Source organism: Puniceicoccus vermicola (assembly GCF_014230055.1).
In the GTDB taxonomy this organism is placed as follows: Bacteria; Verrucomicrobiota; Verrucomicrobiia; order Opitutales; family Puniceicoccaceae; genus Puniceicoccus; species Puniceicoccus vermicola.
Window position 1 is genome coordinate 278742 of record NZ_JACHVA010000053.1, and the last position, 12211, is coordinate 290952.

7 protein-coding genes are annotated in these 12211 nt (G+C 55.0%); 3 read left to right on the forward strand and 4 right to left on the reverse strand.

Going from position 1 to position 12211, the window contains the following annotated elements; translation table 11 throughout:
* Positions 1–5: 5 nt before the first annotated feature.
* Entirely contained in the window at positions 6–1937 is a 1932-nt protein-coding gene (locus H5P30_RS07325) for a hypothetical protein (RefSeq protein WP_185692307.1), read from the reverse strand.
* Between the two features lie 296 nt (positions 1938–2233).
* On the opposite strand from H5P30_RS07325, the gene H5P30_RS07330 reads away from it, so the two are divergent.
* The 3 genes from H5P30_RS07330 (at position 2234) to H5P30_RS07340 (ending at position 6817) form a co-directional block, all read left to right on the forward strand.
* Positions 2234–3064 (forward strand): helix-turn-helix domain-containing protein, encoded by an 831-nt coding sequence (locus tag H5P30_RS07330; protein ID WP_185692308.1) that lies wholly within the window; start codon positions 2234–2236, stop codon positions 3062–3064.
* A gap of 270 nt (positions 3065–3334) precedes the next feature.
* The gene (locus tag H5P30_RS07335; RefSeq protein WP_185692309.1) at positions 3335–4669 is read left to right on the forward strand and encodes a sulfatase-like hydrolase/transferase; all 1335 of its coding nucleotides are present in this window, start codon (positions 3335–3337) and stop codon (positions 4667–4669) included.
* Positions 4670–4735: 66 nt separating this feature from the next.
* Complete coding sequence (locus H5P30_RS07340) at positions 4736–6817, forward strand: alpha-galactosidase (RefSeq protein WP_185692310.1); 2082 nt, start codon at positions 4736–4738, stop codon at positions 6815–6817.
* A gap of 204 nt (positions 6818–7021) precedes the next feature.
* Here H5P30_RS07340 and H5P30_RS07345 read toward each other — a convergent pair whose 3' ends face one another.
* From H5P30_RS07345 to H5P30_RS07355, 3 genes are all read right to left on the reverse strand, one after another.
* Positions 7022–9130: a beta-galactosidase gene (locus tag H5P30_RS07345; RefSeq protein WP_185692311.1), complete on the reverse strand. Its 2109-nt coding sequence runs from the start codon at positions 9128–9130 to the stop codon at positions 7022–7024.
* Positions 9100–10203 (reverse strand): class I mannose-6-phosphate isomerase, encoded by a 1104-nt coding sequence (locus tag H5P30_RS07350; protein WP_185692312.1) that lies wholly within the window; start codon positions 10201–10203, stop codon positions 9100–9102. The genes H5P30_RS07345 and H5P30_RS07350 overlap by 31 nt, the downstream gene beginning before the upstream one ends.
* Before the next feature lie 84 nt (positions 10204–10287).
* The gene (locus H5P30_RS07355; protein WP_185692313.1) at positions 10288–12171 is read right to left on the reverse strand and encodes a beta-L-arabinofuranosidase domain-containing protein; all 1884 of its coding nucleotides are present in this window, start codon (positions 12169–12171) and stop codon (positions 10288–10290) included.
* Positions 12172–12211: the final 40 nt, after the last annotated feature.

Below are 12211 nucleotides of genomic sequence, written 5' to 3' on the forward strand. Positions count from 1 at the left end.
GCGGGTTACCATTCCAGGGAGTAGAGGGCGCTGCCGGGGGAGCTCAGCGTATCTTCGAATTCACGACAATCGTTGGCCACGATTCGATTGCTGAAGAGTTCTCGTACGGTGAGACATTGATAGGGGAGGCGGAATTTGCGCTTGCCGCCAGTGGTCGTGTGCGTCGCGAGTAGATTCGAATTCGCGTAGACGGGTTCGCCGCCATCTCCGTAAAGGTGGACGCCCGCATCTCCGGCGACTTCCCGGAGAAACGAGTAAGAGGGCATTAGGTCGGCATGGAGGATGGATTTCCAATGGTCGAACTGGTACTCGCCGATCGTTCCGGGTTCGTAGGAAACTCCGGTGAGATTCTTGATGTTGGTCTCATTGTAGGATTCTCCGGAAATAACGCCGGCGCGATGAATCCAGAGGATCGTTCGGTTGTTCTTGGCTACATATTGTCGGATTCTTTCCGACTTCTCGTTGTCGCACGAAAATAGGTTCGGGAAGATCACCAGCTTGTAGTGGGAAAAGTCGATTCGATCGATGTCAGCGAAGGAATAGAGACTGTAGGGTGCCCCAATTCTGCCCAGAGGTTTACGAATGTTGCGGAGGACTTTGGTAATGTCTTCATGGTTTTCGTTGAGGTGGAGACAGCTCTCCGCGTCTACGATTACCGCGATCTCCTTGGCGGAGGGTGGGAGGCTGTCTTGGGCTTGCTCCATCCAGATCTCCTTCATGCGGTTGAGGGCATCGATGACCTCGGTAGCTTCATACCAGTGGTTCCACATGTCGAACCACCAGAGTGAGACTCCTGCGGTGAGGGCGATCGAAAATTCGCGTTGTAGCCCGGCGATCGAGGAAAGTTCATCGGGCCAGCGATGGTTCCAGGATTCTCCCCAAGGGATTCCCCAGGGAAGAAGAGGATTGCCGTTGGCCGTGTGGGTGAAGTGATCGAGTTCGCGGATGTAGTATTTCCCGTGAAGCTTCATGCTGTCGATAAGCGACATGAATCCACTGGCTCCGCCCATTTCACGGTCGAAATAAGTGCCGGGGGAAACAAAGAAATCAATGTCGGGGGACGAAAAGACTTTATCGTATCCGAGGTGCCCGTAAGAGACGAGACGTCCCTTGCCGTGTTCGAGCAGGTATCCGTAGAAGACTCCGAGCTTCGCTCGGTGGCGCAGGATGGATTGCGCCTTGCGGGCGAAGTGAAGAATCGTGTCGGCGATCTGGTTGCGATTGAAGTCCCAGTATAGACGACCCAGTTTGTCGATCTTCGGGTCTCTTAAGAGCCCGTGGGCGGCGCTTCCCCGTTGGTTGCGGGAGGGGAGGTCGCTCGATTCGTCGATGTCGTGTTCGTGACACCAATTGCGCCACGCTTCGATGCGGCTGGGAGATTCCTGGCCGTTGGAGGAGTCCTGCCACTCGCAAGTGGCTCCCGCACAAAGAATGTAGCTGTCGATGTGGTCTCCGTAATGAGTCTCACAATGTTCGAGAAAAACATTCATGTACTCTGCCGTCTCTTTGCGCCAACGTGCATCGCTCACAACCTTTCCGAGGTTGTAAAAGGAGTCGTCGTAGCGGGAATACCGAGTCAGCCAATTTGGGGTATTCAGATCGACCATGCAGATGAATCGAGCCTTTGGATTGGCTTCGAGGATCTCGTCAAACTGACAATCCAGATTCTCCCATTTGTAGACGCCAAAATGAGTCCAGTTGGGGGGGTGTTGACTGTATTGGACCCCGAGGCTGTTCAGGGTATTGGAGGGGTAGATGCAAATGGTATCGATCCCGATCCCTGCGAACTGAGCGACCGCCTCTTTTTGCGGCCAGAATGAACGGTATGCCATAAACGGGTGCGCCGGGCCATGGTTCCGGTTCTCCTGAATACTGATTTCTGGATTGCTCGGATTGGTTGGACGCTCAAGAGACGGTGTCGGTTCGGTGTTCGCCATTATCTTTGATAATCCCCGCGTGGTCGTTGCCTCTCAATGGCGTTGAGTTTCCCCTTTTTCGGAAAACTTGAGCTTTGCCGTGATCTCTCCGGGAGAGCTACTCCTTCTTCTAGAATTGGAGTGGGCAAGAGTTGTTAGGATCGGGTAAAAATCGAGGCTGGGAGGTCGATTATGATCCTCGCGAAGTGATTGTTCTGTAGACAAAATTCGAGAGATCATGTTGATTCGAGGAGGTTGGGAGATAGGGGAGACTCAGTGCAATTTTGATTGCCAGATCGATTTGGCCCATCACAAGCATGTCAGAAAATTTTTCACACCACGTCCGAAGGGAAAGTCATCTTAAGAACCCGGATCCTCACTATGATTTTCTTTGCGGATCTCGGCATTGCGCCTCGGAGAAGAAGTCGTGGAGCCAGAGAATTACCGAACGAGTGGGCTTGGTCCTTTGTGGAGAAGGGAAAGGTATGGTTCGATTCGAGAATCGGGATGTCGATGTGTTGCCGTCGGATCTTCTCCTTCTCAAACCCGGGGTGCCTCATTCGTTTCATCCCGGCGAGGGTTGGTCTTTCCAATGGTTTCATTTTCCGGTGCGTCCGCATATTACCGAAGCGCTGAGTTGGCCCGAAGTGATTCGGGGAGTGGGTAAGGTTCATCTGGAGCCGGAGGAGTTTCGTCGAGCGAAGAGTGCGTTGGAAGAGGCTCTCTTTCTGGATTTGAGGCGGCCGCGGAACTGGTGTGATTTGGCATTGATTCTGGTGGAGAGCGTGCTGATTCGCGGGTACAATCAGAACATCTCCGAGTCGGCGGGAATTGGCAGAATGGTTCTTCGGGCGCAGCAGATGCTCACGGAGTCGAATGACAGCGTGGACGAAATTGCCGAGCGTTGTGGTGTCTCCCGGGCGGGGCTCTACCAGAAGTTCAAAGATGCGGTGGGAGTGTCTCCCCGCCAATATCGGGAGGACACTCGGCTGCGTCGAGCGGTCCAGCTGCTCGCGTTGCCGGAGTATTCGATATCCGAGATCGCTCAGCAGGTTGGAATGCCGGATGCCTATTACTTTTCTACGAGGTTTCGTCGCGCTTTTGGTCAGCCACCACGAGAATTCCGAAAGAAAATTTTGGAGCGTTGAGCTTTGGCGGGCGGCTCTCTCAGTCGTTGAACCTCGGCCTGCGACGAGGGCGCTTCTCGCGCGGGGTCGATTTCGTTCTGCTCTGATGCTTTGGATCGGGCCTACAGAGGAAGACCCAGTCGCTACAGGCATTTGTTCGGAGTCGCATGGCAAGAGGTGAAGGATCTCTGAATGTCCGCTGACTTAGACGAAAGCGAAGGTTATTTGGATATTGTCCGATTCCGGTGATCTTTGCGATGGGATACAATCGTTTGAGAACTGGAAAAGCCCATGAGACCGAATATCCTCTTTTTGATGAACGACGAACACCGTTTCGATGTTCTGGGCTGTGCTGGAAATCAAGTGGTGCGCACGCCTTTTTTGGATCAGTTGGCGGAGACCGGATTGGTTTTTGACAATGCCTATACACCTTCTCCGATTTGTATACCGTCTCGTCAATGTCTTGCCATGGGGCAGTACCCGCATACCTGTAACGTTCGGCGGTACGGGGAAGACTTACCCCCATTCAGCAATACGTTTGCCGATCATTTTTCGCGGAATGGTTATCTTACCGTTTGTGCCGGAAAGCTTCATCATATGGGACGTGACCAGATGCAGGGGTGGCTTCGTCGTATTGGCGACAACACTCATGTGAGTCCGAACTTCATCGACGATTACCGCGCGGATCCGGTGAAGCCCCTACCCGGTTGCGGAAAATGGTCGCAGCGGAAGGAGATCCTGCGGGCGGGAATCGGACATGGTCCGAATACTCACGATACCGACGCTTATGCCTTGGAGGGTGCATTGCGCTTTATCGAGCAACATTTCTGCGATTCCTACTATGACCGGCCCGGAGCGCATCAGCCGTTGATGTTGAAGGTCAGCTTTAATCGGCCTCACTACGCATTTCTGACGTCGGAGGAGCGCTTCGCCTACTATCTGAATCGGGTCCCGGTCTATGCGGATGAGCCCCGGTTCGATCATCCGGTTCTGGGGGCGGAAGACTTGCACGTGAGCACGGACTCCTCCCTCACGGAGCGCGATTTAAGGCGGGCGACCGCCGCCTATTACGGTATGGTTGAGGAGACGGACGCGGATTTTGCCCGTTTGGGCCGAGCGCTGGAAGCGGTCGGCCAGAATCTTGATGAGTGGATTGTTGTCTTTACCGCCGACCATGGCGATATGCTGGGTGAGCATGCCGCATGGGAGAAACAGAAATTCTTCGAAGGCTCTGTTCGGGTTCCCTTGATGATTCGATGGCCCAAGGGCTTTGCGGGCGGACGGCGGATTCCCCAGAACGTCAGTTTATGCGATCTTTATGCGACCTTTTGCGACCTCGCGGCGTTGGAGTGTCCCGAAGGTTTGGACAGCCGGAGCCTTCGGCCCTTGTTGGAGGGTGGGAATGATCTGCGATGGGACAACGAGTGCCTGTCTCATTTCGGAAACGGGCATCTCATGATCAAACGGGACGAATTGAAGTATCAATGCTATGGTGACGATGGTCCGGAAGTCCTTTTTGACCTTGCCCGAGATCCATTAGAGCGGATCAATTTTGTCGATGACGTCCGGTACGCGTCGGATCTGGAGAAGCTTCGCAGAAGACGTGACTCCCTAGGATACTACTGATCGGATCGTGAAAGTGTTGTCCATCAAAGGATCCAGAAAGCTATTTGAAACGGTAAATTAAGATCTATGAGCATACACAAAGAGAATGGTCATGATTCGGATCGTCTTGAGGATTGTTATGCGACCTGGGAGGATGGAATTCTTAAGTTCGGGAACTCTTATTTCGAGGAGCGGTGGGTTCAGGCCCCTGATGGGTTTCTGAAACCCCAGGATCTCCGCCGCAAGGGTGGGAAAATCTGGGGAGATCGGACCGGTGGAGAAAGCGTTTGGGAATCGGAATGGCGGGTTTGTTGCTCTTGCGAATACGGTAAGCGGAGTGTCAGTAGTGCGGAGGGTCTTATTGTTTCGTTGCGTCTGGAGAGCTTGAAGGAGTCGGACCGATGGCGCAGCTTCAGGTTCCAGTTGTTTCCCGATTTGGCTGGTTCGATTCTTGAGGTGGAAGATCCGTCCGTGGAGGGAAACGAAGGTTCGGATGCCAATCATTCGCTGGGAGTCCACGAGGCCGACGGATTCGAGACGGAAAGTGATGGTGGATTGGGGGTCACTCTACCGAACGAAACGCTGCCTGCATGGCAATTGGAAGACCGCCATCTCTGTTTGCGGGAGTTTCAGTATGTGGATCAAACGGATTACCATTCTGAATTCGCCTACCAGCGCGAGTGGTTGATGCATCCCTCTGAAAAAGTTCTTCCGATGAGGTCGAATGTAGTCTCCCTCGAGTCTGTGAATCCAGACGAGCACGGAGAAGGCGTCCTGTGGGTGTTGTTGGCTCCCCTCGGTCACGTTCGCAAAAGCTGGAGTGCTCCCTTCGATTTCTTGCTGGCTTTTGGGGAGGAGCACTTGACATTCCGTATCTGGACTTCGGGATACTCCTTGGCCCGGGTCGCTTATCAAGGCGGACGTAACGGTGCGTTGCTTGCGATGCAGAGATTGCAGAAAACATTGCGCTCGTTCGGAGTTTCCGCGGAAGGGACGGTTCTCTCGAATACTTGGGGCGATCGGGGCGGGGCTCGCCATTTGTCGGCATCCTTTCTGGAGGAGGAGATCGAGGCAGCAAAGGAGATGGGGGTCGAGGTTTTGCAGATCGACGACGGTTGGCAGAAGGGTGCTACGGTCAATACCGTAGAGGATCGGTCGGCCGGGGTCTGGAATGGTTTTTGGGAGGCGGATCCGAATTTTTGGGAAGTGCATCCGGGCCGGTTTCCGAATGGGTTCCGTCCGATCGTGGAGAAAATGCGCGAAGTCGGGATCGAGTTGGGGCTTTGGTTCGCGCCCGATTCCAGTAACGAATTCGCGAACTGGGAAAAGGATGTTTTGGTTTTGCTGGGTCTTTGGAGGAAGTGGGGAGTTCGATACTTTAAGTTGGATGCCGTAAAGCTGACATCCCGTTTGGCGGAAACGCGTTTTCATCAACTCTGTGAGAAAGTCCTGAAGGCGAGTGACTGTGCGATTGTCTTTGATTTCGATGCCACGGCGGAGAGGCGTCCAACCTATTGGGGACGGGTCGGGGGTGGGCAGTTGTTCTTGGAAAACCGCTATACGGACTTTGGGAATTATTACCCACACCAAACCTTGAGAGCTCTGTGGACACTGACTTTGCATGGAATTCTGCCGTCTCGGATACGACTTGAGTTTCTGAATACGACGCGAAACCCGGACTGCTATTCAGAGGGCGACCCTCTGAGTCCTGAACGCTGGCCTGCGGATTATCAGGTGGCGATTACGTTAGCGGCTTCACCGCTGGCGTGGATGGAAATGAGTCGGGTGCCGGAGGAGCGTCGGAGAATATGGGGAGACCTATTCAAGGCTTGGCAACCTCATCGGAGGGCATTTCATCGCGGCTCGGTATTGCCGATTGGAGATCCGCCCAATGGATTCAGCTGGACCGGGTTTTTGTCGCTCGATCAACAGGAGGGAAAGACAGTTCTGTACGGAATCATTTTCCGAGAGTTGCACCCGGACGATCATTTCTCTTTCTCAGTGCCCCGTGTGTATGAATTGGAGGAGAGTATGTTCGAGGAGTCGGAGTTGATTGCGGGCGCCGGGACGGTAGGCCCCATCGAGAAGAACCGGTTTGTTGTCAACCTGCCTCGCAAAAGGTCTTTTGTGGTCGTTCGTTGGGAAATATCCGTTCTAACTGACTCGTAGTTCTCGTCATTGGATAGATGGAGGCAAGGGTCAGACGGTCTTGTCGGTGGACGTTTCGATGCGGGAGCTGGAAGCTCCCACCACATCTTCCCTCGCCGACGAATCTCTGTGTCCGGGCACCGCGTTTCAGCAGGAACAATCGTTCCGCCAGATGAACTCAAAAGATTGGGGGGCATTGAGGCGTGAAGTTTGCATTCTGTGGATCTAGGCGAGTTTTACGGCGTGGGCGGATCGTTTCGGGAGGGTGACGGTGATCGTTCTGCCCTCTTTTGTGAGGTTGTCGAATGGTGTGTTCTCGGCGAGTTCGGTCCCCTTCGGGAGACGCAAAGTTACCGTTCCCGTTGCGTGGTCAAAATTCGTTAGGCCGATCAACCATGGGGTGCCGTTGGCTCGAAGGAGGACGGAGATGTCCAGCAATGGAGACTTTTCTCTCACAACGACCGACGGAGTCAGGTGAGGACGTAGCCGTTCCAACAGCACGTTGAAGTAGGTCAACGCCTGGGAATGGGATTCGCCGCGTTCGACCTTGTGTCCTAGGAGAAAGGGAACGTGAAGGCATTGTCCGGTCGATGCGGATCGTTGAACGAGAGCCGGATGGTTGGATTCAGTCGCGACTAGAATTTCGGTGTCGGCCGGACAATCGATTTCCTGAAAGTAGTCGCCTTGCAGAACGAGCTCACTTTCGGGGAGGGGGATCCGATGCTCTCCGCGGCAGTGGAACCCTCTTTCTTCGAAGCCGGTTATCTCTTGCAGGCCGAACCCCGGGGCATGCGGTTGGAGGTTGCCGTCGATGTCGAGTAGACCAAAGCGGCTCTCGGTGACGAGTGTTCCGCCTCGCTGGACGAAGTCCCGAATCGATTCCGCGAACTCAGTGGTAATTCCGGGCAGGCACGGGACCACAAGAACCCGAATTGCTGCCGGGATTCCTTGCGCTGCGATGCGGGCCGGGGTCAGGTAGCACGGTGCGATCCCGCTTTTCCAGAACGCTTGAAACCAACCCCGATGCGTATCGGTATAAAAAGGTTTGGGAGGCACGGTTGCCTCTCCTTCGCCGATGGCGCTGAAAAGGCGCTCCATATCCGGGTCGAAGACGATTGCGCATCCGGCGGTGTCTGGATGGGACTCGGCGAGAGATACCGCGTTTTCGACCACAAACTTTGCCACCTTGGACGCTTGGTGGGCATGTCGATTCGGGGTGCCGTCGAAATCGGTCAGTCCCCGACCGGACACTTGCCGTCCACGGCGGAAGGGACGGTATTTCCAGTAGATCATGCCCTGGATTCCGTGGAAAACCGCTTGATAACTCCAGAGCCCGATCTCGTCGGTCATGGAAGAACCCTCGGTCGGAAAGAGAGAGCGGTTCGCAGTCATCAGTTCGGAAATCATGGTCTGCTTGCCGTCGGCGACACTGATTGCATGACGCCAGAATTGCGGCCATTGCCAAGCGTCGCTTTCCCACCAGCGAGGTCCGAGCATGTTGGCGTAGCAGGAGAGGCCCAAGATGTCGGTGGTTTCGGAGATGTCCCAGTCGCTGACTCCGAAATAGTCGTCGGTTCGATTGTGGAGTACATCGGATCCGAGAACGTCGACAAACAAGGGTGTATCCGGGTCGACCTCACGAATGATCACGCGCCAACGGCGGATCTGGGTCGCGAAGTCGGCTGAGCGGAAGCGTTGCCAATCCCGTTCGGCGACGACGGACGACCAACTCCACACACGGTAGTTGGGCGGGACGCGCGTAATCGATTCGAAGTCCGGGAAGTAGGTGGCCCAGGCGTGGTTGAGCGCCTGGATATTTCCATCATATTGGCCGGCTAGGTATTCCGTGAAGGCTTGGATCGTTTCGGGAGACCGCGAGTGGTTACCGACCTCGTTGAAGAGGTCGTAGGCCAGCAAGGCGGGATGGCCCCGGAAGTGAGCTGCCACCGCACGCAGGTATGTGGCCAGGAGGACTTCTTTGGCCGGCTGATGAAAACCGTTTTCCCGATAATTCGAAGCCTGTGCGTAGCCGGAACTTTCCGGCGCGTCGGCGTCCTGCATGACCTGGCCCTGGAGTTCGAGAATCACTTGGAGGTTTAGCTCTGCGCAAACGTCCAGAATGGAATCGATCGTGTCAAAAGCGAGATCTCCGGGGATGTCGGCATCCCAGCGGCTGACGCTCGGATAGAGCACGACGGTGTTGAATCCGAGCGCGGCGATGTTCTCCAGGTCGTTGCGGGTTTCTATGAGCGAAACGCCCCGTTCGGCCAGCAGCACGACTCCGAACGGGATGGATTTCAGCGCTAGGTGGTCGATTGCAGAGTCGGGAGGCATAGTAGAAGTTGGAGGGCGTCGGTACGAGTGGGGACGATGGTGGGGGCCTCGGCACCTGCAGGAATCAGAAAGCGGCTTCCTTGCTTGAGGCCTAAGGGTTGCTCGCCGGAGTGTAGTTCTCCCTCACCATGAGAGACGAGATAGAGTCCAACGGCTCCGGGTCGAGGCAGACGAGTTTCGCCTCGTAGTGTCAAGCGGCGTACGGAAAAACAATCGGTATGGGTCTCGTCGACCAGTTGTTCGACGGTCAGTTCGGTATTCTTGGAAATGGTCTTCGGTTCGAGGCGACAGAATTCTCTGATTTCGCTAACACTTCGCGAAGCGTAATCGAAGACATTCAAGCAAAACTCCAAACCGCGCTGCATAAAGCGTCCTTGGGGAGGAACGACGATACCTTCCCGTTCGAATTCGCAGCGGACCACCCAGTCCGAAGGTTCCATCACTTCGAGTACAAGGGCTCCTTCTCCAATGGCATGGGGGTATCCGCCTGGGACCCGCCAGACCTCGCCCGTCTTTAGAGGGATCGGTTCGAAGCAGGCATCCATTGCCGGAATGTCCTGCTCGTCAATGATTCGCCTCCATTCTTCACGTTCAGGAGCGTGTTGGAAACCGAGGCGGAGGTAGGGGTTCGCTCCTTCGCGCACGGCGAGAACCACATAAGTTTCAAACTTTCCATAGGGAGAGTTTAGGTGCTCGCGGGCGAACGCTGCAGTCGGATGCGCCTGCACGTTCAACCGTATGGCGGAGTCCAGGAGTTTTGCGAGGAATCCGAGTTCGTGGCCGCGCTGTTTGACGTGGTTCGGCCCGAGGAAATATTCAGGAGCGTCGGTCAGCACTTCTGGCAAGGAAGCGCTTCTCCCATCGGGAAGGCGAACGCTCGTGAGTCCCTCGTTTTGAACCTTCGCGAGCCCGGGGTTGAGAGCCCGGACCGTGGATCCAATCCAATCTTCCGGCCGTTCGCTATCACCTTCGTGGCCTTCGCCTGTCCAGCTTTCCAACAGAGCTCCTCCGCGATAGTTGCGACGCACCCGGTTCGGTAGAATTTCGAGGTAGGAGGGGGCATCCTTTTTCATCGACGCGTAGATTTGGGGAGCCCAGATAGTTTTCGTGTCATCCTTAAGATATAGAGAGAAAAGCCCGTTGGTCTTTCGGGGAGCTTAGAAAAACACGCTGAACAGCTTTGGTTCTTTCGTAATTACATTGGCGGCGGAGGCAAAATCACAGACCGTTGTGTGGAGTTTCCGGTCATCGGAATGAATTTCGGCTTCGAACGCATAATCCACCTTGTCGGAGGGGGAGGGTTTAAGGGTGCAGGCAAATCCCTTTGGCAGAGGGTCGCCGAACATTTCCTCCTCGGTGTTGTCGATAAAGTGACTGCGGGCCAGAAGAAGAGGCCCGTATTGTAAGGTGCTGCCACGCTCCGTGCGCATCGATGATTCGATGCCGGGCTCGGACCATCGCTTGTGGTGCCATGCAGGGACCTCAGGCGTGGATGGATGCTCTCGCACGATCACGTCCCGTTCGAAAGTCAGTCGCGCATTGGATTGGCCGGGTTCAATTTGGATCTCAAACCATTCTCCTTCTCCGGTTTCTTGAGAACCCTTAATGTCGATAGTGGATTCCGTGGCCCATTTTGGAATTCGGAGACGCATCTTCACGGGGATGTCAATCTGTGCATCCCAATTGATATCGACCGTGCCGCTGCCAAGGTAGTCGCCGCTGATGCGGAGTTGGACGGATCCGCCATTCGGCAGGCTGAGTTCGGAGTCGAAGGGAGAGTAGAAGTTGACGGCGAGGCCATTCTCGTCGGCAATCACCGCCATCTGGGCGAAATTGAGGAAACCGCGTGGTATGTTGTTCACGCAACAGTGATTATACTTCATTTTTGCCTGTCCGAAAGCGTAAAGATGATGGGTGTGGCTGCGAACGCCTCGAGCCCCCCATTTACCGTCACGACAAACGGAGGCGAGGAAGGGATTGTAGAATGCCAGTTCGAAATCCTCGAGGTAGGAGCTATCGCCTGTTTCCAGGAAGAGTTCCCCGCACAGCCGCATCCAGTGAATCACGTCGCAGGGTTCGGTAATGGCACTGATTTGTGAAGATCCGTTGTGGAAGATGTCGTTGAAAGCGACGGAATGGACCGTATTATATTCGTGCTCTTTCAGGAGCTTGTGGAAGCGGATCACGCTTTCGAGTAGTTCGCTTTCCCCCGTGGTTCGGTAGAGCTCAATAATCCCTTCGTAGCACGACATCATTTCGTAAGCTTTCGCGTAGTCGTGGGGGTCGTCGTACCAGGCGTGGACCGGTTTTCCCGCCATCGCATTCGCTATGAGGTTGGGAGAGAGGCCGTCTTCTCGATTCCAATCTGCCACGATTTCTTGGGCAAAGTCCAAGTAGAGTTCGTTGCGAGTTTGACGGTAAAGAAGGATGATCGGCTTGAGTATGGATCCGCTGGCCACTCCCGCGAACGTTCCGGTTTCGCCGAGACGGATGCCGTTGTCCCGGAGAGAGCGGATCAGGTGGGTGGCCAGCCGTTCTGCGGAGCGAAGTATTTTGGGATCACCGAGTAGTCTGTGCGCTTCGATCAGGCCCCAGAGGGTGTATTTACGGCACCAGATATTCCAGTTCCACTCGCTGGGATGGCCGAGAACCTTCATTGTTTCCTGCGGGTCGGCGGGGAAGATATTCATCGGATCCCGATAGGTTCCGATATAGCCGGAGGGTTCTTGCATCGCCATCAGGATTCCCACGCTCTTTCGAATGAACTCCTTGAGACTTGAGTCGTTGGCGTACTCGCAATAGCGCACCGCGCCGATCATCCACTTGCCCCAATACTCGCCTTGCCAGATACCATGGACTCCAGAGCTGTCGTCCAGTTTGTTGCGAAAAGCGTCTTCCGCTTCTTGAAAGACCACATCCCGCGCATACTCCGAAGTTATGCGCTCGTAGGCGAACGTTTCCAAATGTTCGGAAACAGGGCCTTTTGTGTGCAGTGAGCCCAAAGGAAAGGGGGAAAGTCTGACGAGGGAAGATACGGTCATGGGAAGCTCCAGTTTTTGGTAGTTCGGTTCGCGCTCTCAT

Bases quoted from the DNA above. Each gene is read 5' to 3' on its own strand.
- H5P30_RS07325 (WP_185692307.1), bottom strand. From the start codon at position 1,937: ATGGCGAACACCGAACCGACACCGTCTCTTGAGCGTCCAACCAATCCG.
- H5P30_RS07330 (WP_185692308.1), top strand. From the start codon at position 2,234: ATGTCAGAAAATTTTTCACACCACGTCCGAAGGGAAAGTCATCTTAAG.
- H5P30_RS07335 (WP_185692309.1), top strand. From the start codon at position 3,335: ATGAGACCGAATATCCTCTTTTTGATGAACGACGAACACCGTTTCGAT.
- H5P30_RS07340 (WP_185692310.1), top strand. From the start codon at position 4,736: ATGAGCATACACAAAGAGAATGGTCATGATTCGGATCGTCTTGAGGAT.
- H5P30_RS07345 (WP_185692311.1), bottom strand. From the start codon at position 9,130: ATGCCTCCCGACTCTGCAATCGACCACCTAGCGCTGAAATCCATCCCG.
- H5P30_RS07350 (WP_185692312.1), bottom strand. From the start codon at position 10,203: ATGAAAAAGGATGCCCCCTCCTACCTCGAAATTCTACCGAACCGGGTG.
- H5P30_RS07355 (WP_185692313.1), bottom strand. From the start codon at position 12,171: ATGACCGTATCTTCCCTCGTCAGACTTTCCCCCTTTCCTTTGGGCTCA.